Source organism: Microcoleus harperi Pol14_C6 (assembly GCF_036701295.1).
GTDB lineage: Bacteria > Cyanobacteriota > Cyanobacteriia > Cyanobacteriales > Microcoleaceae > Microcoleus.
The window spans coordinates 60,265-86,883 of record NZ_JAUBQN010000005.1; the positions used below are offsets into that span (position 1 = coordinate 60,265).

Consider the following 26,619-nt stretch of genomic DNA (forward strand, 5'->3'; position numbering starts at 1 on the left):
ATCACCAATTACCAACTAAACGGAGTTCCGAATTATGCCTATAGGTGTGCCAAAAGTTCCCTACAAAATGCCGGGTGGTTATGATACTCAGTGGATTAATATCTACGATCGCCTCTACCGGGAACGGATTATTTTCTTGGGCAGGGACGTTGACGATGAAATTGCCAATCAAATCATCGCTGTGATGCTCTATCTCGATTCGGAAGATTCAGGTAAGGATATTATTTTGTACATCAATTCCCCAGGTGGGATGGTGTCGGCAGGCATGGCTATTTTTGATACCATGCAGCACATTAAATCGGACGTGGTGACGATTTGTGTGGGCTTGGCTGCTTCGATGGGTTCTTTCCTGTTAGCTGCCGGTGCGAAGGGGAAACGGTTAGCTTTGCCTCACTCGCGAATCATGATTCACCAGCCTTCTGGGGGCACGCGGGGACAAGCAACGGATATTCAGATTGAGGCGAAAGAGATTCTGCGGCTGCGCCACGAACTCAATAATATCTATGCTAAGAATACTGGCAAGCCGATCGAGAAAATCGAGAAGGATATGGATCGCGACTATTTCATGTCCGCTGAGGAAGCCAAGGAATACGGCTTGATTGACAGAGTGATCGAAGATCGTCCGTAAGTTATTTTTGCGCTACCGTAGTGCGGGCAACCCTCGCACTAAAACCTAGTTCGCAGTAAATTTTGGCAGAATCTTTACATTTAAGGATTCTGCCATATTTAATGGTATTATCAACGCTCATTCATGCTAGATGGATATTGCAGATTATTACCGACAGTTAGGACTGAGGTCTGGCGCGAGTTTATCGCAAGTTAAGGCCTCTTATCGGCAGTTAGCCAGACAGTATCACCCCGATGTGAATCCGGGAAACGAACAGGCTAAGAATAAGTTTATTGCTATTACTGAGGCTTATAAGTTCCTGGTGAAGGTTGCCCCCCCCGATGTTGCGGAGTCGAAAGTTGCCAATTCAACTGTGCCGCCTACTTGGACACCGCCGGATCGGGGGGTGAAAGCTCAACCCCAAGCAGTTAAAGTGACTCGAAAAGAGGCTGCGGTTCAATCTAATGCGGATCTGTCGGCTGCGGAACAAAAGTTAAAGCAAGATGCTTATTTTGAATTGCAGCAGTTGCTGAAATATCAGAGGTTCCCGCGGGCGATCGCCTTGATTGAGGGTTTGGCCCAGCGGGTTCCCGAAGATTTGGAGGTGCGTCAGTGGCAGGCGATCGCCTATCAGCGCTGGGGACGGCATTTGATCGGAGAAAAGCAGGTTGATAAGGCGAGAATTTATTTGAAAAAGGCTGTGAAAACTGACCCCCACAATCGCGCTTTGTGGGCGGAAGTTGAGCGGGATTTTCGCAGGTTGGAAGAGATTTATTGAAGCGATATTGCGTCCCCCTTTTGCAGGGGGTCTGCGTCGTGAATGTTTAATTTTTCTAATTTTTCTAAAATAACTTGGGTATTTTCAGGTCGGTTTTCCGGTAGCGGTTCGATCAATTCGTCGATCGAGTCTAGGAGTAAGGGGTCAATATCTACAGCCTGGTTCCTCCAATTAATTTTACCAGTTTTTTCATTAACGGGAAAGTCGATCGGCTCTATGCCTGTTAATAAATGTACAAAAGTACGCCCTAGGGCAAAAAAATCCGATGGCAAGCCTGCTTTACCTGCAATTTGTTCCGGTGCGGCGTATCCAGCAGAACCTATGGGTGCCGTCTCTATGCCTGCTTCTGTGGCGGCGCCGAAGTCAATTAATCTCAATTTCCCATTGGCTTCAACCATCAGGTTGGATGGCTTAATATCCCGATGCACTACATGATATTTGTGGATTTCCTGCAAAATATTGGTCATTTGTTGCAGCCAATCAAGAGCCAGCTTTTGAGAAACGTACTGTTTTTTAGTTAAGAATTCTGCCAAGTTTTCTCCGGTAATTTTTTCCATCACCAAACAAGACAATTTCTGGAAGTTATGGGGGAGTTTAATTGGGAAATAACCGTCAGGTTCGACTTGGGGAACCGATCCCTTTCCGGCCAGCCAAATCAAAACTCGCGCTTCTTGCTTGAACACGCGAACTAAATCGGGATTGTGGGTGTGTTTCAAGACTTTTAAAATTTTGACAGTTCCCCATTCGTTTTCCCCGGTTCCCAAATCTTCGACTTCAAAGATGTCTGTGGGGCGTGCGGGATTGGGCGATCGTACTGGTTTAAGGATGCGGTAGCGATCGCCAATTAACAAATCAGTGCCACAAGCCTGACAATTTTGAGCAGCAGCAGGATTTTCGCGTTGTTCGCATTGAGGATTGATGCAGTAAATCATCTGTCTTGATACGTCCAGGACTGACGGATTTAACGAATTGAATCAATTATTAGCATAAAACCCAGCAGTTCTGACCTTACTACTGGGTTTATATTTACCGCCCATTTGGGCACGCTATCACATTTAAGTCAAGGATTTAAGATTAATAGCATCGCGCTCTACCGATTGAGCTACCCCCCTGCGTTTGGTAGAGGGGGCTGGATATGAGCCAGCAACCTCGATGATGTGATTTTCCTGACATTCGTTTTAGCGATCGGCGGTGAATGCTGAGTTTAGAGTAATAGCTTGCTGTTGAATTTGTACGCAATGCTGCCTCTGCCAATTGGGCTACCCCCCTATTTTGGGCCCTATTTTGGGTAGGAGGGACAGGAGTCGAACCTGCACTGTCACATTTGTACGGTTTAAGTTGAAGTTTGAGTTTAAACTTGTACTCTGTTTATATCTTAAACCATAACTATCAAAAAAGCAAGCAATTAGCGGAAAATAAATTGAAATATTCGCTCTCCCACTCTCTGTTCCTCAACTTCAGAATTGTTAGCTTCTTCGCGGGCGAACATAACAGCTTGCTGCAAGATTTCCACCCTTTGCAGCAACTCATTGATCCGCCGCGCTGGCAAAGCTCCAGAAAACTTGACAGTCCGCCAATAGCCGATCGTAATATCTTCGTAATAAACATCGACTTGAGCCGGATGGTGTTCGGTAGCTTCAGCTTTGACGTGATTGCGCGGAGTTTTAAAAGTCTTAAGAGTTTGCACCGGTTCTGTGGCCCAACAGTCCGCCGAAGCATCGAAGTTCCAAGTCTCGGAAGCATCTAAGACAGGAAGTTTTTTGATAAATGCTTGCAAATCTGCTAACTGCTTTTCAATGAATAGCAAATAGCTGACGGGAACTTGGCTCAAAAGCACGTTTCCGTCTACAGTAACGTCCGCGCGGGCGCTACAATTTGTCCAATCTTTGGTTGCGGTTACGTCGAAGAGTTTGGTCAAAACTTCAGTCGTTTTGCGGATAATCTCTTCGGCTTTGACTTCAACTTTTTTGGACTCTGGCGGCAGTTGTTCGCCTTCTTCGTCTTTGGGACGGTAAGTGCGGGAGATTCCAGAAAGCACAGCGGGCTTCTGGAGAGCTTTTTGAGCTTCTGCCAGTTCTTGAACCGAGCTGCTTTTGATGCCTTTTTCGATCGCAATAATCTGATTTAAGCGTGCCATTGTTCGATTTTATTGACGCTGAACTCATATCAAGCCGGGTTAATACTGATAATCAAATGTTTTGTCCTGTGGCTTTTGGGGCTTTGAGAACCTTCGTCCTCAGTACAAACCTCACGATCGTTCTTTAACCAGACTTGCTCACTGTGTAGTGTGACATACTTCAAGATAAATTACAAGCTTTCTTTTCTAGGCGCGGTGCCAAGAGAGCCCGTCGCTACCGTACTCAGCAATTTATCTCTCAAAAACTCGGCAAAATCTCTAGCGTCGCTGCGGATCAAGTGAACGCCGTCATTGGTACGCCACTCTCGCTCTTTCGGGGGCGGCAGCCACTCAAAACGGTCAGACGGAAACAGCTTTTTAGCCAATTCTTGGACTTGTTTTCTCCTGAGTGCAGCGTTAACTCGCGACTCTTGCGGTATGTCAAATAAAACTACTTTTGCGCCGCTATTCTTGTTAATTTCTGCGATTTGACTTTTAATAAAATCTGCTTCTTTTTTTATAGCTTCGGCATCTTTTTCAGACAAAGGTTGACTTTGAATATCAACTACCGTTTGGATAGCTTTTTGCGATAATTCTGGAGTAAGATATCGACCTTCTAATCGGTCTAGAGCCTCTCGCGTCACTTTTTGATTCGACTTCGAGCGACTTTTAAAAAAATCCACAAAAATGCTAATCGGACGGTATTCCTCTCTCATCATCGGTAGATACTGGCGTAACCAATAAAAAATAGGATAATACAAAGAATCAATTAATTCTGCATCTATTTTGCGAACAATAGTATCGTTAATTTCTACCAAAACAAGAGGAGGCTTGCTTTTACTTCTTTTAACTATTTCTAAACCTGTTTGGCTCGCTCCTCCCCCCAAAGCTATGCTCTTTACGCCCTCTCCAATGTCTTTAATATTAAGGTTTGCAGCTAGCGAACTACCTACCATTACCATTTTTAGATCGGAATTATCCTGATATACATACCTTTGAGTTTTAACAATATTATTTTGAAGCAGGCTAACTCCGTCGGAAGCAGGCAAAACTCCGCCGCTGACGAGCACTTGATAAAAACTCATGATAAACAGAAAAATTAGTACCGGGCGCAAAATCGGTCGCAACTGGAATTTGACAAACATAGAACACCTTCTAGAATTGGAAATAAATAAATTGTTTTGAGCTACCGCTGTTGAGGAAGATCATTGCTAGCATAATTCCTAAAGCTAAATCTTGATAAAGGCTCCAGACTTTTTGGCCGTTTTTATTTGAATCCTGTTTAATGCGATTTTGCCAAGTGGGAAAATGGGGAATGTGATAAATCACTACTGGTAGCGAAAAAATTAGCGTCGGAATAATGTGACTCCAACCGGGCTTGACTTTATAGTTGCGAACTAAAGTAACTACGAAGTCAACCGCTTCTTCAAATCGAGGCAGTTTGAAAAGCAGCCATCCCACGGAAACAAAAGAGAAAATTCCTAAAACGCTAAGGCTGTCCAATAATAATTGCTGCCAGATTGGTTTGGTTTTTGCTTGATTTGATTCTTGCAATTTGTTTTTGGATTTGTCGAACCCAAAAAAGCGTTCTACTGCTAAACCCAAGCCGTGATAAATTCCCCAAACTGCATAACTCCAAGCAGCCCCATGCCATAATCCTCCTAAAGTCATTACTATCATTAAGTTAACATAAGTTCTGAGCTTTCCTTTGCGGTTTCCGCCGAGGGGAAAGTATAGATAATCTCGGAGCCAAGTTGATAGGGAAATGTGCCACCTTCTCCAGAATTCGGAGAGGGAACGAGAGATGTAAGGAAAGTCGAAGTTGTCGGGAATTTTGTAGCCCAAAGCGGCTGCAAAACCGATCGCAATTAAGGAGTAACCGGCAAAATCCGCGAAAATTTGTATTGAGTAGCCAAACAGCAGTGTCAGGTTGGTAATAGTTCCAAATCCTTGATAGTAGGGAAAGCTGATCCAAAAGGTATAGTCTTTTAAGTTGTCGGCGATGACCATTTTTAGGAAGTAGCCGACAACGAGCGAGCGAAAAATGAAACTCCAAGGAATATCTTTAAAATATTTAGGAGCAATCTGCGGATAAAATGTCTGAGATTTTAAAATCGGGCCTGATAGTAAATTGGGGAAAAAGCCAATAAAAAATGAAGTATTGAGCAGGTGTTGGCTAAAGTTTGGCGAGACGTAAGCGTTTGCTGCAGTTTCGCTTTTGTTTTTTTGAGTCAGTACGTCTACGATTAAACTTATGCCTTCAAAGGTGTAGAAAGAAATGCCAATTGGTAGAGGCAATTTTAAGAATAAATAAGCAATGCTGCCTTCGGAACGAGCAATATTAAAAACATCGGTAACAAAGTTAGTTAGCAAACCAGCGTATTTAAACAAGCTCAAAGTTAATACATTGAGAACGACTCCCGATAAAGCCCAAAAAAATCGCTGTTTTTTGTCAGAAATTCGGGCAACTTGAAAGCTGACTGTAGTGTTGATAATAATGGAAAGTAGCAGGATCAGCAACAGTGCGGGGGCGCTCCAACTGTAAAAAATAAAGCTGGCAATTATCAGGATGGGAACCTGCACTTTTTGCAACGGAGGGAAATAATATATGGCGAAAACAATCGCAAAAAATACTAAAAATTCAATACTGTTAAATAACATAATTTATGATTTTGCTCTTTTACGTAGCCTGTGACCCACTATATCAAGCGCCTGGGACTCATGGAAAGAGTGGCCCAGAACCCGATCGCGATCGCGCATCCTACCAAAGTGTAGCAAATATAACTCTTTGTCAGCACTCCAAGTACCTCTAGAGATAGATGCGGAAATCCCTCCCAGGGCGCGTTGTCATACTGGGAAACATTTCTTAACATATAGATAACAAAGGGAATCCGAGGAGACACCAAAAATCCTTAAGCCCTTGGGGTGCCCACGTTAATCAGATTTTTCGCAAACAAGGGCTAAATCAATGAACAAGCTGCAAAACTCCGAAGTTTCAGCATTTTTGCCCATGCTCCAAAAAGGCATTTGGCTGTTTGGGATTCTCTCCTGGATATTCGGGCTGACAGATAGAACTATTGCACTATTGTCTGACGGATATTTGTCGGCGATCGATATTGTCCAGCTATTTACAGCATCCTTTTTCTTCATTAGCTGGCTGTTGTTAAGCCCGTTTTTGGGTCTTAACTCCCAGAGTCAGCCGAAGGAAGAAGCATCTTCCTAGTTTTTAATTGGTAATGTTAGTTTCTCGATCGCTCTTTGTTTCTTCTGGGGCAAAGCGGGCCGGCCAAATGCGATCGCAAAAAAACAAAGTTCCCGCCGTCACGCACAGCGGAATCGCCAACAGATTCAACAGGGGAATGCTCACCAAACCCAAACAAACCACACCAAAACTCCCGCTGGCCGGCAAACTCGCCCGAATTATCTCCAACTTCTCCTGAAAAGGCCGCCTCCGCCTCTCCAAAGGTGCATCTAAAAAGTCCAAACAGACAATAGTCGCACCCAAAGCTACGCCACCCAAACTGCTAAGAATAGAGCCGAAGCCAGGGATAAAATTCAGCAGCAGCAGCGGTATGCCGACGCTCAACAAAATTTGTAGTTTTCGCAGTTCAAAGGCGATCGCCCTTTGAATATCCCCAAAACTACTCGCCAAATTCATTGGTGCTTCTGCGGGCAATTGACCGTTCCGCAGAAGTTCCAATTGTTCGGAAAGTTTGCCGTACCAGGGCGAACCTAAAATCACCCCAAACTGCACTAACAAAAATCCAATAATCAGCAAAAGTCCTGACACTAGGAGTACGCGCAGCAGCCAGCCGAAAGCAACTGTTAACACGCCGAGAAAGCTCAGCCAAGCTGGAAAACTCGCAATTAGAGCATTAAATCGGACGGATAAATCGGCAACTAAAACGTCTATCCCTGCCAAACTGGGAAATAGCAAGCTTAAATAAAGACCGATACCAATTATAAAATTTAGCACCACGGGAACTAATACATAAGTCCACAGCTTGGGAGTTTGCAAAATCAGGGTGAAAGCTCGCAAAGGATAGGTAAAACCTGCCAGGAGTCCAATTGGTGCGGTAATGGCGGCGCGGGCGGGATTTGAATTGAGCTGTTTAGACATATTTTCTGCTTTTGAGGACTTGACTCTATTTTCTATTATCCACTTTCCATTATTATTAATGATGAGGATTTATCGCAGGTTGCCCAAAAGTGAAGCTTTTTATTTACCATACCCCGGAACTTACGCCAACCGACAAAATGCCGGCTTGCGCGATCGCAGTTGATGTGCTGCGGGCGACTACGACAATGGCAACTGCCCTGAATAATGGGGCGGAAGCTGTCCAAGTTTTCAGCGACTTAGATAAGCTAATGGCCGAGAGCGAAAAATGGCCTGCAGATAAGCGGATTCGCGCCGGAGAGCGCGGCGGCGGCAAAGTTGACGGATTTGACATGGGGAATTCCCCCCTCGACTGCACGCCAGAAAAGGTGGCTGGTAAGCGAATTTTTATCAGCACAACTAACGGTACTCGGGCTTTGGAGCGAGTGCAAGCCGCAGCAACTGTGTTAACGGCGGCTTTGATTAACCGCAAATCTGTGGTGCAGTTTTTGTTAAATAAACAGCCGGAAACTATTTGGATTGTGGGTTCTGGTTGGGAAGGTAGTTATTCGTTGGAAGATACGGTTTGTGCTGGTGCGATCGCCCAAAGTCTGCTAGCAGAAAGCGGTATTCCTGCGAGCGATTTTGCTGGTAATGATGAAGTATTTGGGGCTATTGCTCTTTATTTACACTGGCAAGATCGGTTGCATGAATTGTTGGAAAGGGCAAGTCACGGTCAGCGCCTCCTCGGTTTAGGTGTTATTGAAGATTTAAAATATTGCGCGCAAACGGATACTTTAGATGTGCTGCCTATGCAGCGAGAACCGGGAGTTTTGGTTAAGTCGGATTTTAAAATTCCTCAAGCTAATTTCTGGGCTCCATCATCAGAAAAAACGGCGAATTGAAATTTTCGGCGAATGCAGTATTAGTAAGGTGCGCCTAGGCGCACCCTAAGGAAATTAGTAGGTAGTTAGTGAACAATATTTTTTTAATCAAGTAGAATTAAACATACTTGGTAGGGACAAAACAATGTTTTGTCCCTAGTCTATTGCAGGCAATTGAGAATTGCTGGATTCACCGCCGAAGCGCTGAATTAAACACTCGGCAATTCTGGCGGCTGCACCGGGTTCTCCCATGCGCCGCAAGCCATTTTCAGCGATTAGCTGCAACCTGTCGGGGTCGCGGAGCAAAGACTGCACGGTGCCTGCAACTTCAGCAGGATGTTTGACTAAAATTAATGACGGGCCTAACAGGCGACTTTGAGCTTCTGCAAAAGCTGGAGTAAATTGCGGGCCGTTTCCGGGAATGGCGATCGCCGGTTTTCCTAAACCTACAAATTGTTCTGTAGCAGTTCCGGCCATTGCTATTGCTAAATCGGCTTCGTACAAACAATCGTTAAAACTTTGCTGAGTCAAAATCATCGTGGCGTTTCTCTGCACAAATGTCAAGGGCAATAGCAAATTAGGAGATTCTTTCCGAATTTCTTGACCGCTAGAAATAGGAGGTCGCAAAATACTTCCTTCTCGCCGCTGCGTTCTAGTTTCCCCGTCTTGTCGCCAGCCGAAAAATTCTAAACTAGGTCGCAAAGCTTCTAAGTTTAACTCTGGAGAAATGGCTCCGAAAAATAACAATTGGCGATCGGCAAACAGCGACAAAATTCCGGCTACAGCCTCTACTATTAACAGCCAATTAGCATAGGCTTCCGGCGCTCTAGAACCGGGGAGTAAGGTGATGACGAGCGATCGCGACATTTCCCGAAACTCGGCGTCAGGGCCGTAAAAACCGGCGGGGTTTTCCGGTTCGAGTCCGTCCATCATCGGGTTTCCGAGATTGTAAGCCGGAATTCCCAGCTTTTGTAAAGTCTCGGCGGTTAGCGCGTCCCTGGCAAAAACGGCCCGACAGCGCGATCGAGTCATCAACCAGCGCTCCCAAGGCAAATAAACCGATCGCGGGCAACCCCACCAACCCAAGACTCGGGATTTGCGAGCCAGAGGCCCGTTCTCGTCGCGCAAATAATACTCTGACTTGGCAGTACCGACAAACGCATAGGGCGCGCCGCTGACCCAAGCAAACAGCAGCGGTACAATATCCCCGCAGGCTAAAATAAAGCCGTCTTGATTCCCAGACTGTTGTTGCGATCGCGCCCAAGCGCGGATGGCTTTAAACTGAGCGAGGGTCAACTGAAGCAGACCGCCTTTGACATCGCGCAAAAATTCCCTCCCGTCCATGTAAATAAAGCCGCCCGAAGGCATTCGCTGCACCGGGCCGATGATGCGGGCGTTTTCTAGTTGAGCGAAAGCTTGCCCTTCACCCACTAGCGGAAACACGGCTAATTCTGGCGGATGCGGGTGCTGTTGCAGTTCCTGCAAGATGCGAAGGGCGATCGCGTCTTCTCCGTGGCCGTTACTGAGGCAAAGTAATTTCAATCCCAACTCTCTCAAAAACTGTCTCTGAATATATAGAAGCAAGATTAGCCGCAGGATGCAAGGTGGTAGAGCCGAAGGAAGAAGTAAGTGGAGCGCCGATCGCACGAGTCCGGGACTTTTTGGTAAAATAGCAGATGAAACTCCTATTTTAGACGTAAAATCGGATGGTACAAACCCTGCCAAAATCTTTGACACTCCAAGAGTTTCTGAAGTTGCCAGAAACCAAACCAGCCAGCGAGTACATTGACGGTGAAATCATTCAAAAACCGATGCCTCAAGGAGAACATAGTGTCATTCAAGGCGAGTTGACAAGTGCTGCTAATCCTACTCTCAAACCTCAAAAGGTGGCGCGAGCATTTCCCGAACTACGGTGCATTTTTGGCGGTCGAGCGATCGTTCCAGACGTGACTGTATTCACTTGGGAGCGCATTCCTCGTAAAGAAAATGGTGGTGTGGCAAATGAGTTTGCGATCGCCCCGGGTTGGACAAGTGAAATCCTCTCCCCCGACCAAAACCAAACTAAAGTTACTAAAAATATTTTACATTGTCTCAAACACGGAACTCAAATGGGTTGGTTAATCGATCCAGAGGATCGGTCGGTTTTTGTATATCGGCCGACTCAATCAACGGAGGTGTTTGACGAACCGGAACAGTTATTGCCCGTGCCATCTTTTGCTAGGGAATTGCAACTGACAGTAGGAGAATTATTTGGTTGGCTATTAGAGTGATATCATGTGCGATCGAGCGGCCGGAAATGATATCACTACTGACCACTGACTACTTCCCCTCGATATATTGCTTTAAAGTATTGCGAATTTGTTTGAGCTGAAATCCTTTAGCAAGTTGGCGCAGCTTCGAGATAAACGGTACTAATTTAGGTTCTAAACTCTCCAGCTTAGCACTCTCCTCAAAAATTTCTTCAATGTCGCCCATAGCAGCGAGTTTCAAAATTTTTTCAACCGACTCAGAAGCCGCAGGTAACAGAGAAGAATAAGCAGGAAAATCCGATGCGGGTGACAAACAGGGAGTTTTGCGCTTTTTGTTTTCCGAAGTTTCCCCGTAAATCCATTCTAGACCCAAATGCACGCGCAACTGTGCCAAAAAGTGATTTGCTTCGATCGGCTTGGGAAGAAAATCATCGCACCCTTCAAGGAGTCTCTCTTCCTGCGACGCATCGAAAACACTAGCTGACATAGCGATTAACACGACATTTTTTAATTCCGGTAACTCCCGCAATCTCTTAACAGTTTCTAAGCCATCCATTACAGGCATCCCCAGGTCGATAAAAATTAAGTCCGGTTGAAATTCAACTGATTTGTACAGGGATTCTTGACGGTTTTGTGCTTCTGCAACTTCAAATCCCAAACGCCTCAGCAACCTGCACAACAAATCGCGATTTAGTTGATTTTCATCCAGGATTAGCACTTTCCGCTTGTTGCCAACAAAACCAACAACCCAGCGTTTTTCCCGCAAAGGAGACACCTCTAAGTACCGTTGGACTGCAGGCACTTCTACATCCAGCCAGAAAGTGCTGCCTTTTCCCAAAGTGCTGTTTACACCAATTTGGCTGCCCATCATTTTTGCTAATTTCTGGCTGATCGAGAGTCCGAGACCCGTACCTTCAACAAATGTATTGCCTCCTACTTGGTGGAATGGCAAAAATATTTCTTCTAACTTGCTTTGGTCTATTCCTGTGCCAGTATCCTCGACTTGAAAACGGATTTTTAAAGTGTGTTGGGCTGCGTTCGCATTTTGGGCGAAGCGCAGATAATTTTCTTTCAGTTCCGAACTCAAAATCGATAATTCATAATTTTCGCCTTGCCCTCGACTCCAGGCCTCTGTGCCTACATAGCCGACTTTAAAAGTCACACCTCCGCTGTTAGTAAACTTAACGGCATTGCTGAGTAAATTTATGAGAATTTGGCGCAATCTTTTTGGATCTACACAAACGCAGCTAGGCAGGGGAGATACTTGTTCGTAATTGAATAAAATTTCTTTTTGAGATGCCCGCATCTGAAATAGATCGGCAATGTTTTTTGTGAAATTTAGAAAATTTAACTCTTCTGGGTAGAGTTCCATTTTTCTAGCTTCGATTTTGGAAAGGTCTAAAACATCGTCGATTAGCATTAGCAGGTGTTGACCGCACTGTTGAATATTGCTGAGACTTTCTTGCTGATCTGAGTTTAAGTCTTTGTCGGTTTTCAAGATTTGAGCGTAACCTAGAACGCCGTTTAAAGGCGTGCGTAGTTCGTGGCTCATGTTGGCGAGAAATTCGCTTTTAGCGCGGTTGGCGCTTTCTGCGACTTCTTTGGCTTGTTGGAGGGCAGATTCTGCAAGTTTGCGATCGGCAATTTCGGTTTGTGCTTGTTGAAATAGCGTCGATTGCTGGATCGCGATCGCCAATTGCACGCACAATTGCCGGAGGGATTCTATTTCTGAGGAATCCCAGGGACGGGGGCCCCTGCAATCCTGGGCGATTAGCAGTCCCCAGAGCTGATTTTTTGGGGTCAGTTCGGTCTGGGAAATGCTTTCTCGTGCTTTTAAAATCGGCACTATTAAGTTAGCTTTTACTTCCAATCCTTCGAGAAATTTTATGTGGCATTCCGTCAAATTTTCTAGGTAAATATCTTCCATCGATCTAATACCGCCTTGCTGATAAACCTCAACAAATTTCTCTTTAAAACAGCCATCAAGATTGTTAAAATTTCGCAGCGAAATTCTATTTTTTGCCACTGATTCCACAACGACAAAGCCACTCCAGTCGGGATTAAAACGGTAAATAACTGTGCGGTCTGTTTGCAAAAAGTGCCGCACTTCTTCGACAGCAGTGCTGAGGACTTCTTCTAAATTGAGAGAGGAGCGAATGCGATCGAGCATGGCAACTACCAGCCGTTCTCGCCTTAATTGCTGCTGCAGGGCCATCTCGGCTTGTTTGCGTTCGGTGATATCGGTAATTACTCCCACTAACCCGATTAAATTACCAGTTTCATCTTTAATGCCGTCGGCGCGAAATAAAGTTGTTACCAGTGCGTTGTTTTTAGTGTTGATTTTGAGTTCGCCTTGCCAAGATTTGCCTTTACGGATCGTTTTAAACATTTCTAACAGCAGTTTAGTTTGGGGATAAATTGCTGTTAATCCACCTGCTGTGTTTAGTTCTTCTGCTGTGTAGCCGTACTGTTGAACAAAGGCTTGATTGTGGTAGAACGATCGCCCTGTCAAGTCAGCAATGCCGATCGCATCGCTGGTGCTTTCCACTGCTTGAGTAACTCGCAGCAAATCTAATTCTGCTTGTTTGCGATCGCTAATATCAGTAATAGTGCCGATATAGCCTTTAATCTCCTGCTTGTCTCCGATTTCTGCAATTGCCTGACCTATCACCCAGATTATCCGACCATCTGGATGCTGAAAGCGGTATTCTGATTTAAAAGGTATTTTCTCAATAATTGCGCGATGCCATTCATTTTTTACCCGCTCGACATCATCAGAATGTATGGCATTCATCCAGCCAATTTCTGCTGCTAATTCTGCCTTTAATCCCGTAATTTCGCTCCACCGTTTATTCACGTAAAGGCAATTTCCCAGGGTGTCCGTATGGAATATGCAAACTGGCGATGCTTCTGCTAAAGTTTGGTAACGACGCTGGCTCAATCTCAGGGCTGATTCTACCTGTTTTCTATTAGTTATATCGCGGACTATAGAAATAATTTCGCCACCTACGAGCATTGTCAGCGACAATTCTTGAGGGAACTTACTACCGTCCCGGCGCTGACCGAGAGCTTCTATATTGCAGTACCCTTTTTGCAGGAGCATCGGCATTATTTGTAGTTCAAAAAATATATTTTCTGCTTTGCTGTAGAGCATTTTCCATTTCTTCCCATACAGTTCGCTAGGGCTGGTCAAACCGTACATTTTGAGATAAGCGTCATTGGAATAAATACATTCTTTATTATTATTAAAAATGGCGATACCGTCATAAGCAGCGGCCATGGCTACTGCTTGTCGCTGGAGTTGGGACTCTGCTTCTTTACGAGAGGTAATATCGTGACCAACTGAGTAGATTAAACCTTCTTCGCTAAATGGCGATGCCGTCCACAGGAAGTATTTGTAAGAACCGTCTTTGCAGAGGTAGCGGTTTTCAAAGGAGATACTGGACGTACCCGCGATTAGTTTCGCTCCTTCGGCCGCAGTAGCTTTTCGATCGTCTGGATGAACAAATTCGATCATTGGCTTGGCAAACAATTCACTAATACTGTAGCCTAAAGCTGTTGACCAAGCTGGGTTTAAACGTTTAAAATAGCCGTCAAAACCAATAATACAAAGCAAGTCTAATGAGATGGTAAAAAAACGATCGCGCTCTGTTTGTGCCTGTTTTAATTCAGTAATATCCATCACTAAACCGTCCCAGAGAATATCGCCTTCGCTGCCAGATTTGCTCTCATTAGTGAGCCTTTCTGGTCTCGCAGCTCCTTGCAGCCACTTAACTTTTCCAGATGGTAAAGTCTGCCGCCACTGCTGCTGCCAAGGTTCCAGCTTAGTGGCTGAAATTGCGATCGATGCTTTTAAATCTAAGAGATCGTCTGGGTGAATTCCATTGGAAATCAGTTCCGCATTTTTCTCGATTGCTTCTGCCTCTAATTCGTAGAGTTGGCTGCTGCCTGAAGAGATGTATGGGAAAGACATTTTTCCAGTTGCTGACATTCGTAATTGATAAATTATTCCCGGCAGGTTAGCTACCAATTTTTGAAAGCGAGCTTCGCTTTGCTCCAGGGCTTTTTGTTGCTGTCTGTATTCGGTGAAATCTCTAATTGTACCCACTATTACTTTACTGCCGTCTGCTATTTGGAAGACGCTTTTTTTGGTAGAAATTATGTGTTCTCTCCCGGCAGAGTCTGTAAATTTTTCTTCTGTTTCCAAGCAGACACCCGTTGTCAATACTTCTTCATCTTTTGTCCAAAAAACAGCAGCTTCTGAGTGGGGGAAAAAGTCATAATCTGATTTGCCAATCAGTTCTTGTCGCGATTTGCCGACCAACTGACAAAAAGCATCATTTAATATCATCCAGCGGTGTTGCTCGTCTTTGACAAAAATTGGGTCTGGCGTAGCATTTATGGTGTGGTTTAAAAATTCTTCTGACGCTTTCAGTTTTGCTTCGTAGCGGTAGCGATCGCTCACATCCAAGACTACTTCGATCATCCGGTTGATTGACCCGTCCTGGCGGCGGATGCAGCGCAGGGAAACTCGCGTATGAACTATTTCTCCGTCTTTTTTGAGCCACCTTTTGTCTGAGATGTAACCGTCGATCGTACCTGCAAACATTTGAGACAATTTTTCACGATTGGCATCAAAATCCTCTGGATGAGTCAACTCTAGCCAATTGTTCTGCATGAGTTCGTAGCGTTCGTAGCCCAGCAAATTGCACAGGGCATCGTTAACTTCTATCCAATTGCAATTTTGAGGAATTTCGCAGTCAATAATTGGAGCGATGATGGCAATTCCGATCAGGGAATTTTCCACCACCGAGCGATATTTTTCTTCGCTGTTTCGCAAAGCATCTTGACTGTTCTGGCGTTCTATGGCGTAACGGAGCGATCGAATTAACAGTTCGCTGTCGATTTTTCTTTTTACCAAATAATCCTGTACGCCGACCGAAATCAACCGCAGGGCAAGTTCTTCGTCGTTTTGGGCGGTCAGAACTACGATCGGCACATTTACCCCGTACTCTTGTACCCGAGCCACGGTCTCGATTCCCACACTATCTGGCAGTGAAAGGTCTAATAAAATTATGTCAAAAGTTTCTTGATTCAATCGCTCCTGCGCTTCGCTGAGGCGCTCTACTTTCGTCAGCACTATACGCTGCGCGCCGCCTATTTCTGACAGCAAATCTTCAATCAGCTCAGCTTCATGAGGGTTGTCTTCTACTAACAGAACTTTAAAGCAGATAGGAGGCAAAGCTAAGTTAAAAACTGCTTTCATAATATTTATTGACTAACAAAATATTAAACCAAATTGAATTTTACCTTTTATTTTAAGGGCTGTCATTCAATTGCACGTACACATACATCGAGCGTCAGATTGGGGAGAGTAAGCAAGCGCTACAAAAATTATGTTTTAATTAAGATTTTATCACGCACCAACTCGACTGTCAACGGAAAATATTTTTTATTCTAACTGACATTTATACCACTTAAAAAAAGAATGCAACTGTAGCCTATCTCCCCACCCCGATAGTCACAGTGCTTCCCAATTCTTCAATCTTTTCATCTGCCCTATTAAATAGTATCAACTTCTAAATTATATCTTTTAGGTTAGAAGTTCTAACCGAGAAAATATTTAATTTTTCCTAGCTTATAGATTCTACCTTTGCAGAAATTATGTCTCAATTAAGCGAGAGTAAAGTAAAAAGTTGAACCTTGATCGGGTTCCGATTCCACCCAGATACATCCGCCGTGAAGTTCCACAATCTTTTGACAAATTGCTAAACCAATACCTGTCCCCGAATATTCTCTTTGAGTATGCAATCGCTGGAAAATTTGAAAGATACGTTTTTGATGCTGGGGAGCAATCCCAATTCCATTATCTGAGACAGAAATCAACCAGTTTTCCTCCTGTTTGCAAGCGGTAATATGAACCACAGGCGGTGCATCGTGGCGATATTTAATCGCATTGCTGACTAAATTTTGAAATAGCTGTACGAGTTGAGAAATATCCCCCATTACCGCAGGTAATTCGCTGTATGTGACAACGGCTTTAGTCTCGCGGATCGCCCCTTGCAGGTTCGCGAGTGCTTGCTCGACTGCGTGATTGCAATCAGTCAGTTCAAAAGGTTTCCGACTCCGGCCAACGCGCGAATATTCGAGTAAATCGTCAATTAAAGTTTGCATTCTGGTGCAGCCCTGAACGATATTGCTGATAAACTTACTACCTTGGCTGTCGAGTTGGTCTTTGTAGCGTTTTTCTAAAAGTTGAGCGTAACTGGCAATGGTTGCTAAAGGCGCTTGCAAGTCATGAGAAGCCACATAAGCAAATTGTTCTAGTTCTGCATTTGAACGTGCCAATTCTTGGTTAGATTTTAATAGAGCAGATTCAGCGCGCTGGCGGTGGGATATCTCTTGTTGGAGTACCAAATTTTGCTCTTGCAGAGCTTTTTCAACAGCGCGCCGGGTGCTGATTTCTTGTTGCAAAATTTTATTTTTTTCCTGAAGAGTCTTTTCTACTGCTAAGCGACTCGTGATTTCTTCTTGCAGCAGCATATTTTGTTCTTTTAGCTGCTTTTGTAAATTACGTAGGCTGAGGTGACTTTCGATGCGGGCGAGCACTTCTTCAAACTGAAATGGCTTGCTGATATAGTCAACAGCTCCCACAGCAAATGCGTTTACTTTGTCAAATACTTCATCTTTAGCGCTGATAAAAATTACCGGGATTTCGCGAGTTTTTGCTTCTAGTTTCAAGTGCTGGCAGACTTCGTAGCCGTTCATTTCCGGCATCATTATGTCGAGCAAAATCAAATCTGGTGGATTAGAATTGCAGGCTCTCAGAGCCATTTTTCCGTTAATCACGCAGCGGGGGGTGTACCCCCTCTGAGTCAACATCGTAGACAACAGACGCAGGTTTTCTGGTGTATCATCTACTACTAAAATGTTTCCTAACGGCGTCCCTGGTTGGTGATTGTTCATTAATTATTTCCCAGTTTGTCTTTTCTTCACAAAAAATGTTTGTAGCTATTTTATTTAGGACTTACGGAAAACACCCGGTTTCTAGTAAAAATATTGGGGAAATAAAACGAGGAATCCGCTCATAAACCGGGTGTTTAGCCGTTTGTGAACAAGCAAGTCCTGTTATTATTCGTTTACCAATCCTCAAATCCCCAGCAGCAGAGTCAAAGCATTATTGTCCCAAGTCAATCCTTTGTCTAAAACGTTAAATCCCGCGACTTTGCACATAGCTTCTAAAGCAGTAGCTGTAGGCAACCACCAGCACGCCGCAAAGTTGTTCATGTCAAAAACTGCTTTCTCAGTTATCCCTATAAGTTGGTTGTTGTTGATGTATGTCCGCCAATAAGCTGTTAAAATAGCTCGTTCTGCGTCGTCCAAAGCGGGAATAAACATTACTCCAGAAGCGGGAATTTCATAGCGTCCCAACTCATTTTCTATCACTTCTTGAGTAATAGCTGAAGTGAAAATTAAATGCTCGCGAGTTATCTGACGCAAAGCAACTAAAATCTGCAACGGATGGGGGTGATGGTACAAAACTCCTGCACAGTGAACTACATCGTAAGGCTCGCCAATGTCTGCAAGTTGAATCTGAGTGATATCTTGATTGATACAGTCATAATTAGCAATATTTAAACTTGTCATGCGATCGTGAAAATCTTGCCACCAGTGCATGGATGCCGGCATGGCATCAATCATTGTCAGAGAAACTGCACCGTATTTGCTAGCTACAGATACTTTTTCGCTGACAGTTCCCCACAAGCCACCAACTTCTGCAAAAGTCTTGCCTTTGGCGACTCGGGCAATGTAACGATCGCGAATATCCTTAGCTTCTAACTCTAATAATAGAGTAGATTCCCCTGTTTGACGCTGTTTTTCTAAAATCTCCTCTAATTTTTGGGATATTTCTGGATCTTTGGGTCTAATTTCTAATGCCATCAAGTACAACATTATGGCTTCGTTACGCCGATCGCTCTCAGCAAACTTTTGGGCGATTTCGCAGTAAAATTCAGGAGCGTGCAGCGGCTGCATTTCGTGGTGATAGTAGCTAGTTGCTACATCTGAATCTACCGGAGTTATTTTAATGAGAGCGTTACCTAACTTTATGTAAATTTGCGGTAGAGACGGGTCGATTTTAAGCGCATAAAGGTAGGCAGAAACAGCATCGTTCCATTGGTGACTTTCACTCAAGGCATCGCCTAAATTGTAATAAGACCAAGAAATATGGGGGTTAAGTTCAATAGCACGTTGATAAGCGGTAGCTGCGGCTTTCCACTGTTGAGTTTTTAACAGCAATTCTCCTAAATTGTGGTAAGTCCAAGAGAATTCTGGATTGAGTGCGATCGCCCGCCGATAAGCGAGTGTTGCTTCTGCAAATTTTTGAAGTTTAACTAAAGTCAAAGCTAAGTTATAATGAGACCAAAATAAAGCTGCATTTAGGGCAATCGCCCGTTCGTATGCAGCCTCAGCTTCTGACCATTTTTCTAGTTTAAAAAGAGCATCTCCTAACTTGTGAAAAGCTGCAAAAAAATTCTGGTCTACTTCAGTAGCGCGCTGGTAAGCTGCTGCGGATTCAGACCATTCTTCTAATCGATCGCAAGCTGCACCGATGCTGTAGTAAGACCAAGAATAATCCGGGTTGATTTCAACAGCCGTGCGGTAGGCGATCGCAGCTTCTTGCCATTTTTCTAAATTGAGCAGCACGCTGCCTAAGTTGTAGTATGACAAAAAAGAATTGGGATTTAAATCAATACTTTTTCGGTAGGCAGCCTCCGCTTCGTGCCAGAGTTCATTAGCTTGCAAAACATTGCCTAATTTGTAATGAAACTCCGAAATATCTGGCTGGAGTTTAATAGCTTTGCGATAGTTAACAATAGCTTCGTCCCACTGTTTTAACTCGCTAGCAGCTTCGGCTATTTTGCAATAAGCTTCGCAACAACTCGGGTTTAAAAAAATGGTTCTGTGGTAACAAACAAGCGCTTTTTCTGGCTTATTTTGGACTAGCAAAGTATTACCTAAATCGAGATATTCTTCTGATATTTCTATTGGCTCCACAATAAGTGCTTGATACCAAAAGTCTGCTGCTTCTTCAGCTTGACCGACTTGAGTAAATATCCGGCTCAAATTACGGTAAAATCCTGCAAAGTTTGGTTGCAGGGAGATGGCTTTTTGGTAACAGGCGATCGCCTCTTGCCACTGTTCCAAAGTAGCGCAGAGAGTGCCGAGGTTAGCAAAAGCTTCGGCAAAGTCGGGTTGCAGGGCGATCGCAACTTTATACCAATACCTTGCGTCTTCTAGTTTACCCTGAGCTTGCAGCGCTTTCCCCAAGGTCTTGCAAGTCTCTGCAGAGTTGGGTTCAGATGCCAAAACTTGTTGGCAAAGTGCGATCGCTCGATCGAAGTTGCCTGTAGCTAAATAAAGTTCTGCCTGTTGCTGAAAATTCACCTGCGCTGTTTCCGAATTCATTTTTTATTTTCCTTTTGAGTAATCATTCCATGTAAAATTATATGCTACACTTTGCCAAACTTCAAGTTTCTGTGAGTAGAGCTAGCGAGCTGAGAATAGTTCTGAATTTCCGCGATATTAATATAAACTAGACAGTAATAGGTTAACAGCGAGCTAAATAATGTCAACAGTCAATCCAACACCGCTAATCAGCGTAATTATACCTGTATATAATGGCGATCCCTACATTGTACAAGCGGTAGAAAGCGCCCTATGTCAAACTTTTACTAACTTGGAGATTATAGTTGTAGACGATGGTTCGACCGATCGCACGCAGCAAGTATTGCAGCCTTATTTTGACAAAATTCGCTATATATACCAGGAAAATCAAGGAGTAGCAGTCGCCAGAAATATTGCTTCCCAACTAGCGCAAGGCGAGTTTTTGGCATTTCTAGATGCCGATGACTATTTCCTACCATCCAAGCTAGAGAAACAACTAGCTTGCTTTGACGCTGACCCCACCTTAGATATGGTGCAAACAGGTTGGTTGATCGTCGATGAAAGCGGGCGAGAGATTTCTGCTGTCAAGCCTTGGCAGCAAGCGTCTAAATTAGATTTAGAAAGCTTTATTCTATATAAATGCGTGCGACCGAGTGCGATAATGCTGCGCCGAAAGTGGTGGGTAAAATTGGGCGGTTTTGATTCTCAGTTTCCACTAGCCGAAGATTTAGACTTTGCCTTGCGTTTAGCTCTAAAGGGGTGCAAAGCAGTTTGGTTAGAAGAAACACTTACCTGTTATCGCCAGCACAATTCTAATCTCATGTCAATCGGTTTTCGCGTAGTGAAGAATATAGAAATAGTGATGAAAAAATTCTTCGCTCGACCCGATTTGCCTCAGTCAATCCGGCAGTTAAAAAACCCAGAACGCTATCAATGCTTAAAATGGCTGGCATGGCGGATGTATCGCGACGGTCATCTAGCAGAGATGGCACAGTGTTTAGAAGAGTCATTACAATATACGCCTTTTTCGCCAACAAAAACAGTTTTGAATTGGCTAGAAAGTTTTCAGATAGCTTCGGAAGAATATGGTGAAAATTTTGACGCTTATTCGCTGAGTAAGTTAGCGGAATGGCAAGAGATAATTCTGATGGTGATGACTAATCCACCCCAATCTCAACAGAGTTCTATTCCCACAGCTTCACCAGCGCGTGAAGCGAAGCTATCCCCTAGGGAAACGCACATTCTACTCTACAACACCGATGATCCGGGCGTGGGAGGATTAGCGCAGTATAATCATGCCATTCTTTGTCAGTTAGCCTTGTTAGGCTATCGAATCACTTGCGTGCAAACGAAACATTCTAGCCCCTTGCTGGAACGAGAACGAGAGTTAGGTATAGAGCATTTGTGGCTGGATTTTAGCGGCCATAAAGATTTACAGCGAGTGTTAAGAAATACTCAGGATGCACGAGAGCTTTTTGCTTGCAATCAACCGGATATGATTATTTTTAGCGATGGTTGGCCCTTTTCCAATTTTGCAGCTAAACAGGTAGTTATTGAAATGGGAATACCATACATGATGGTGATTGGGTTAGTTATGCCAGAACACGCAACTTTTGCCTGCGGGGATGTAGTTCCTTATGTAGAAGGAGTGCTCTACCACTGCCTGCAAGCTAGAGCCTTGATTGTTGGCGCTTACGAACATTTGAATTTATTGTGCCAACATTTCAAGTTGCCAAAAGAGCGAGGACAAGTGATTTACTTGGGGCGTTCTCCCAAATATTTTGCACCTCCTAATGCTGCGGCTCGTCAACGCCTGCGACAAGAAATAGACATTCCTGAAGATGCGATTGTCTGTTTCACATCGGCTCGATTGGCATCGATTAAAGGGCATCGATATCAAATCGAAGCAATCAAGCAGTTGCAGCAGTCTCCTGTGTGGTCTAAACTGTATTTTGTGTGGGCAGGAACTGGTGAGGGAAGCGCTGACAATGTAGAAATAGAATTGAGGGAAACTATTAAAGAGTTAGAGGTGAGCGATCGCGTAAAGTTGATCGGACAGCGCTGGGATATCCTAGATTGGCTGGATGCTAGCGACATATTCATTTTGACTTCTCTGGCAGATGCAGCGCCTTCTCTTGCAGTCATGGAAGCGATGGCTAAGGGATTGCCAGTAGTTGCAACGGCTGTGGGCGGTATTCCTGAAGGGCTTGGCGATACAGGGAAATTGTTGCCCGATCCGAATACCGATCCAGAGGGAACCGGGAGGGAATTGGCGAAAACTGTAGAAGCTTGGGCGATGAGTCCAGAATTACGGCATCAAATCGGTCAAGCTTGCAAGCAGCGGGCCGAAAAACTATTCAAAGAGGAACGGATGTTGGCACAGTCGATGGAGGCGATCGAAAAAGCTTTAGTTGGCGATGATAACCAAACAGATCAATTTGTTACTCAAAAAGAGGTGCAGAGGTCAATAACGAAGATAGAAAGCCGGGTGCATTACAGCTCTTTAGTGTGGAATGCTTGGCAGGCTTACTGTCAAGAAGATCTAAGCAGAATGCAGAAGTCGCTTCAAGAATCTTTGAAGTACACACCTTTTTTGACTACAGAAACGCTATTAAACTGGGTAGAATATTTTGGCAATTTTTCGTCAGCTAAAGGGCATAATTTAGATACATATTCTCTCATTAATTCATCAGAATGGCAACAATTAGTCGAGGAAGTACAGGGTATTGAACCTGTATTTAATGCACGCTAAAAGACCCAATTTACCTTTCTAATTTGGATAGCTGTCAGCATTAGAATTGTATCTGCCTTATGCCTTCTGCCTTATCTCCGTTACCTCCGTTTCAGAATCAGTTACCGAACCCTTCCTTATCACCGATAAAACTCATGTCAATGGCTAATTCGACACCGCGAGTAAGTGTAATAATTCCCGCATATAATGGCGATCGCTACATCGCGCAAGCGGTAGAAAGCGTCATCAGCCAAACCTATAAAAACTGGGAAATTATCATCGTAGACGACGGCTCAACCGACGACACCCGTCAAGCGTTGCAGCCTTATGTTGAAAAAATTCGCTATGTTTATCAGGAAAACCAAGGAGTAGCTGCCGCCCGCAACCGAGGAATTCAGGAATCCCGAGGTGAATTAATTGCTTTTTTAGATCAAGATGACTTTTTACTGTCCGAAAAGTTAGCTGGACAAGTTGCTTTATTTGACGCTCAGCCATTATTAGGAATTGTTAATAGTGGCTGGCGAATGGTTAAAGAGCAAGGCGAAAGTATTTTCGATGTCAAACCCTGGGAATACTTGCCTCAGCTAGACTTAAAAACCTGGATTGTTTATCTGCCCCTACTTCCCAGCGCGATGATGTTTTCGCGGCAGTGGCTGGAACGAGTCGGTGGCTTTGATTCTCAGTATGATTCAGTAGATGATGCCGACTTAATCTTGCGTTTAGCACTATCTGGCTGCGAAGCTGCTTGGTTGCATGAAGTGACAGTATGCTACCGCCAGCACGGGCAAAATGTGTCCATCCAGAGAGCGCTAAAACAGGCTAACCTTTGTATTAAATTAAAGCAAAATTTCTTCAGTAGAGCCGACTTGCCAGAGGACATCCGCCAATTAGAAAAGCAGGCGTTGTATGAAGCTCTGACATGGATGGCGTGGCAACTTTACTACAGCGGCTATCCGGCAGAAATGACTGAGTATTTGCAAAAATCTTTGGATTATACCCCGTCCTCGCTGATACTAACTATAATAGATTGGGTAAAGCGCCTTATCGGGATTTCTAACACCTACGGCTGCCCAATTGATGGCATGGCTCTCAGAAAAATACCCGAATGGAAACAGTTAATGGCTAGTATCCTTCCTCCCAAAAAAGTGCGCGTCAGTGTCATCATCCCGGTTTACAACTGCGAGCGCTACATTGTCAGAGCCCTAGAGAGTGTTCTGGGCCAGACTTATCAAAACTGGGAAATTATCGTCGTAGACGACGGCTCAACTGACAACACTAGCCAAGTTTTGTCACCTTACCTCGATTTAATTGAATACATCTATCAAGATAACCAAGGAGCAGCAATTGCTCGAAATCATGCTTGTAAATTAGCAAAAGGAGAATTTTTAGCTTTTCTAGATGCTGACGACTTCTTCCTACCAGAAAAACTAGAAAAACAAGTAGCGTGCTTTGACGCTGACCCCACATTAGAGATGGTGCAAACAGGTTGGGTTATTGTTGACAAAAATGATAAAGGCATCTATGGAGTAAAGCCTTGGGAAGAAGAACCAAAATTAAATTTAGAAGCGTTTGTTTTGTACAAATCAGTGCGTCCCAGCGCCATGATGCTGCGGCGAGAGTGGTGGGAACGCTTGGGTGGTTTCGATCATCGCTTGCCGCCAACCGAAGATTTAGATTTTGTGCTACGTTTAGCTTTAAAAGGCTGCAAGTCAGTTTGGTTAAAAGAGATATTAACCTGCTATCGTCAGCACGACAGCAATATCATGTCTAACGGCTCCAAATTAATGAAAAATACGGAAATTTTGATGGAGCAATTTTTCGCTCGACCAGACTTACCTCAGCACATCCGCGACTTGAAACGCGCGGAACGTTACAAGTGTTTCGTATGGATAGCATGGCGGATGTACCGCGATGGATATTTGCCAGCAATGGTCGAATGTCTGGAAAAATCTCTGTATTACACTCATTTGACAGGCACTGAAACTGTTTTTAATTGGCTGGAAACTTTTAAGGGGGTTTCGGAACAGTACGGCTACAACTTTGATGCCTATACCTTAACCAACTTACAGGAATGGCAAGACATAGTGGCGATCGCAGCGAACAATCCTTATCAGTTCCAATCGGCTCCCAGTTCGACTTCTCGGCAGCCAAAAAAGCACGTACTCCTGTACACAGAAGACTCAGGAGTCGGCGGTTTGGCTCAGTTTAACCACTCGCTGATGTGTAAATTAGCTGCGGATGGCTACCGAGTAACCAGCGTTCAAAGTCAAGCTTCTAATCCTTTAATTACCGAACAAAAACAGCTAGGTATCGAACATATTTGGCTAGAGTTCGACACGATGAAAGAGTTTTTGCGAATAGCTTACAATTTAGATGACGCTCAAAAGATTTACGCCCAAGCTCGACCGGATTTAATTATATTTAGTGACGGCTGGCCGATGGCTAACTTTGCAGCAAAACAAGTTGCGATCGAGCAAAATATACCGTACATAATCAGTCTGGGTTATATCAATCGCAATTATGAGACCTTCGATCGCGGCGATCAAATTCCCTATTTCGATGCAGTTGCCTACCAGTACATGGTAGCCAAAGCAGCAGTAGCAGTTTCCCACGAGAATTTAAACTTGTTCCAAAGTCTATTTAAAGCGCATCTAGAACGAGGAAAAGTAATCTATTATGGCAGACCCAATAGTTATTTTGAGCCGCCGAATCTTTCAACTCGCCAACGCCTGCGTCAAGAACAAGGAATCCCCGAAGATGCTGTTGTTTGTTTCACGGCGGCGAGATTGACTCCAATTAAAGGATATCAGTATCAATTGCAGGCGATCGCCCAATTGAAAAATCGTCCCATTTGGTCCCAAATTTACTTTGTTTGGGCAGGTCCTGGGTCTACTACTCACGACAATCTGGAACCTGAATTAAGAGCAACTGTGAGCCAATTAGGAGTAGAAGAACAGGTTAAATTCTTAGGACAGCGCTGGGATATTGCCGATTGGCTAGACGCCAGCGACATCTTTATCTTATCTTCCGAAGCAGAGGGAATGCCACTAGCAATTATGGAAGCAATGGCGAAAGGATTGCCCGTAATTGCCACAGCAGTCAGCGGTATTCCCGAAGAATTGGGAGACACGGGAAAGCTACTGCCCGATCCTACAATCGATCCAGCAGGAACAGTAAAAAAGTTAATAGAAACGGTCGAAATATGGGCAGAAAATCCCGAAGCGCGCAGGCTTGCAGGACAATCGTGCAAAGCGCGAGCCCAAGAACTATTCAAAGAAGAACGGATGCTTCGGGAATATGGAGAAATAATTGAACAGGCATTTGTAAGTTATGATGAGAGCGACAGTTTCTCTATTAGTCCGAAACTCAAAAAGCAGGTACAGCAAGTGGATAGCCTGCTGAAATACTATTATTTAGTGTGGAAAGCTTGGGAGGCTTACGATCGGGGAGATATGTCCGAGATGGTGAATAATTTGCAATCTGCTTGGGCATGCACCCCTTATTTTACCACAGAAACTATCTTTGATTGGGTGAAAAATTTTGGTATTTTCGCTGCGGAAAAAGGAGTTAGGTTTGATACCAACGAGCTGATCAATTCGCGTTCATGGCAACAAGTTATAGAATCAATACAGGGTTTTGAAGTGTTGTCATCCGTGCGTTAAAACTGAGTTATTGCAGCATTGTTAGGAACAGGCAAGATGCCCATTCCAC

Annotated in this window: 16 protein-coding genes; 7 read left to right on the top strand and 9 right to left on the bottom strand. The window is 44.2% G+C overall.

The window, feature by feature from the left end; all coding sequences use genetic code 11:
* Positions 1–34: 34 nt before the first annotated feature.
* Together QUA27_RS05875 and QUA27_RS05880 are read left to right on the top strand one after the other, a co-directional pair.
* Positions 35–628: an ATP-dependent Clp protease proteolytic subunit gene (locus QUA27_RS05875; protein WP_190657906.1), complete on the top strand. Its 594-nt coding sequence runs from the start codon at positions 35–37 to the stop codon at positions 626–628.
* 130 nt (positions 629–758) lie between these two features.
* Positions 759–1,385 carry a J domain-containing protein gene (locus QUA27_RS05880; RefSeq protein ID WP_333066942.1) on the top strand — a complete coding sequence of 209 codons (627 nt, stop codon included), beginning with the start codon at positions 759–761 and terminating at the stop codon, positions 1,383–1,385.
* Here the strand turns inward: QUA27_RS05880 and QUA27_RS05885 are convergent.
* The 4 genes from QUA27_RS05885 to QUA27_RS05900 all read right to left on the bottom strand — a co-directional run bounded on the left by QUA27_RS05885 (position 1,379) and on the right by QUA27_RS05900 (position 6,162).
* Positions 1,379–2,317 (bottom strand): protein kinase domain-containing protein, encoded by a 939-nt coding sequence (locus QUA27_RS05885; RefSeq protein WP_333066943.1) that lies wholly within the window; start codon positions 2,315–2,317, stop codon positions 1,379–1,381. The two genes, QUA27_RS05880 and QUA27_RS05885, sit on opposite strands and share 7 nt — an antisense overlap.
* A gap of 473 nt (positions 2,318–2,790) precedes the next feature.
* On the bottom strand, positions 2,791–3,522 hold the full coding sequence (locus tag QUA27_RS05890) for a DUF7873 family protein (protein WP_333066945.1): 732 nt from the start codon (positions 3,520–3,522) through the stop codon (positions 2,791–2,793).
* Between the two features lie 170 nt (positions 3,523–3,692).
* Positions 3,693–4,646, bottom strand: coding sequence for a hypothetical protein (locus QUA27_RS05895; protein ID WP_333066947.1), 954 nt, complete (start codon positions 4,644–4,646; stop codon positions 3,693–3,695).
* A 10-nt stretch (positions 4,647–4,656) separates the two neighbouring features.
* Positions 4,657–6,162 (bottom strand): MBOAT family O-acyltransferase, encoded by a 1,506-nt coding sequence (locus QUA27_RS05900; RefSeq protein WP_333066948.1) that lies wholly within the window; start codon positions 6,160–6,162, stop codon positions 4,657–4,659.
* A 307-nt stretch (positions 6,163–6,469) separates the two neighbouring features.
* Between QUA27_RS05900 and QUA27_RS05905 the strand changes: the two genes are divergently transcribed.
* Positions 6,470–6,724 carry a hypothetical protein gene (locus tag QUA27_RS05905; RefSeq protein WP_333066950.1) on the top strand — a complete coding sequence of 85 codons (255 nt, stop codon included), beginning with the start codon at positions 6,470–6,472 and terminating at the stop codon, positions 6,722–6,724.
* A 3-nt stretch (positions 6,725–6,727) separates the two neighbouring features.
* On the opposite strand, the gene QUA27_RS05910 is transcribed toward QUA27_RS05905, so the two are convergent.
* Positions 6,728–7,621 carry an EI24 domain-containing protein gene (locus QUA27_RS05910; RefSeq protein ID WP_333066951.1) on the bottom strand — a complete coding sequence of 298 codons (894 nt, stop codon included), beginning with the start codon at positions 7,619–7,621 and terminating at the stop codon, positions 6,728–6,730.
* Positions 7,622–7,710: 89 nt separating this feature from the next.
* Here QUA27_RS05910 and QUA27_RS05915 point away from each other — a divergent pair, with 89 nt between their 5' ends.
* A complete protein-coding gene (locus QUA27_RS05915) occupies positions 7,711–8,502 on the top strand; it encodes a 2-phosphosulfolactate phosphatase family protein (RefSeq protein WP_333066952.1) in 792 nt (263 codons plus the stop codon).
* A 135-nt stretch (positions 8,503–8,637) separates the two neighbouring features.
* Here the strand turns inward: QUA27_RS05915 and QUA27_RS05920 are convergent, their stop codons facing one another.
* Complete coding sequence (locus tag QUA27_RS05920) at positions 8,638–10,023, bottom strand: lipid-A-disaccharide synthase-related protein (protein ID WP_333066954.1); 1,386 nt, start codon at positions 10,021–10,023, stop codon at positions 8,638–8,640.
* 164 nt (positions 10,024–10,187) lie between these two features.
* Here QUA27_RS05920 and QUA27_RS05925 point away from each other — a divergent pair, with 164 nt between their 5' ends.
* Positions 10,188–10,751, top strand: a complete 564-nt coding sequence (locus QUA27_RS05925) for a Uma2 family endonuclease (RefSeq protein WP_333066955.1) — start codon at positions 10,188–10,190, stop codon at positions 10,749–10,751.
* A 49-nt stretch (positions 10,752–10,800) separates the two neighbouring features.
* Here the strand turns inward: QUA27_RS05925 and QUA27_RS05930 are convergent, their stop codons facing one another.
* The 3 genes from QUA27_RS05930 to QUA27_RS05940 form a co-directional block, all read right to left on the bottom strand.
* Positions 10,801–15,996, bottom strand: coding sequence for a PAS domain S-box protein (locus QUA27_RS05930; protein ID WP_333066957.1), 5,196 nt, complete (start codon positions 15,994–15,996; stop codon positions 10,801–10,803).
* Between the two features lie 407 nt (positions 15,997–16,403).
* Positions 16,404–17,696 carry an ATP-binding protein gene (locus tag QUA27_RS05935; RefSeq protein WP_333066958.1) on the bottom strand — a complete coding sequence of 431 codons (1,293 nt, stop codon included), beginning with the start codon at positions 17,694–17,696 and terminating at the stop codon, positions 16,404–16,406.
* Positions 17,697–17,879: 183 nt separating this feature from the next.
* On the bottom strand, positions 17,880–20,198 hold the full coding sequence (locus QUA27_RS05940; RefSeq protein WP_333066959.1) for a tetratricopeptide repeat protein: 2,319 nt from the start codon (positions 20,196–20,198) through the stop codon (positions 17,880–17,882).
* A gap of 160 nt (positions 20,199–20,358) precedes the next feature.
* Here QUA27_RS05940 and QUA27_RS05945 point away from each other — a divergent pair, with 160 nt between their 5' ends.
* Together QUA27_RS05945 and QUA27_RS05950 are read left to right on the top strand one after the other, a co-directional pair.
* Positions 20,359–22,929, top strand: a complete 2,571-nt coding sequence (locus tag QUA27_RS05945) for a glycosyltransferase (RefSeq protein ID WP_333066960.1) — start codon at positions 20,359–20,361, stop codon at positions 22,927–22,929.
* A gap of 134 nt (positions 22,930–23,063) precedes the next feature.
* Positions 23,064–26,570, top strand: a complete 3,507-nt coding sequence (locus QUA27_RS05950; RefSeq protein WP_333066962.1) for a glycosyltransferase — start codon at positions 23,064–23,066, stop codon at positions 26,568–26,570.
* Positions 26,571–26,619: the final 49 nt, after the last annotated feature.

Excerpts from the sequence above, each read along its gene's own strand:
- QUA27_RS05890 (WP_333066945.1), bottom strand. The coding sequence starts at position 3,522 with ATGGCACGCTTAAATCAGATTATTGCGATCGAAAAAGGCATCAAAAGC.
- QUA27_RS05935 (WP_333066958.1), bottom strand. The coding sequence starts at position 17,696 with ATGAACAATCACCAACCAGGGACGCCGTTAGGAAACATTTTAGTAGTA.
- QUA27_RS05900 (WP_333066948.1), bottom strand. The coding sequence starts at position 6,162 with ATGTTATTTAACAGTATTGAATTTTTAGTATTTTTTGCGATTGTTTTC.
- QUA27_RS05905 (WP_333066950.1), top strand. The coding sequence starts at position 6,470 with ATGAACAAGCTGCAAAACTCCGAAGTTTCAGCATTTTTGCCCATGCTC.
- QUA27_RS05925 (WP_333066955.1), top strand. The coding sequence starts at position 10,188 with ATGGTACAAACCCTGCCAAAATCTTTGACACTCCAAGAGTTTCTGAAG.
- QUA27_RS05875 (WP_190657906.1), top strand. The coding sequence starts at position 35 with ATGCCTATAGGTGTGCCAAAAGTTCCCTACAAAATGCCGGGTGGTTAT.
- QUA27_RS05885 (WP_333066943.1), bottom strand. The coding sequence starts at position 2,317 with ATGATTTACTGCATCAATCCTCAATGCGAACAACGCGAAAATCCTGCT.
- QUA27_RS05895 (WP_333066947.1), bottom strand. The coding sequence starts at position 4,646 with ATGTTTGTCAAATTCCAGTTGCGACCGATTTTGCGCCCGGTACTAATT.
- QUA27_RS05910 (WP_333066951.1), bottom strand. The coding sequence starts at position 7,621 with ATGTCTAAACAGCTCAATTCAAATCCCGCCCGCGCCGCCATTACCGCA.
- QUA27_RS05880 (WP_333066942.1), top strand. The coding sequence starts at position 759 with ATGGATATTGCAGATTATTACCGACAGTTAGGACTGAGGTCTGGCGCG.
- QUA27_RS05930 (WP_333066957.1), bottom strand. The coding sequence starts at position 15,996 with ATGAAAGCAGTTTTTAACTTAGCTTTGCCTCCTATCTGCTTTAAAGTT.
- QUA27_RS05940 (WP_333066959.1), bottom strand. The coding sequence starts at position 20,198 with ATGAATTCGGAAACAGCGCAGGTGAATTTTCAGCAACAGGCAGAACTT.
- QUA27_RS05950 (WP_333066962.1), top strand. The coding sequence starts at position 23,064 with ATGTCAATGGCTAATTCGACACCGCGAGTAAGTGTAATAATTCCCGCA.
- QUA27_RS05945 (WP_333066960.1), top strand. The coding sequence starts at position 20,359 with ATGTCAACAGTCAATCCAACACCGCTAATCAGCGTAATTATACCTGTA.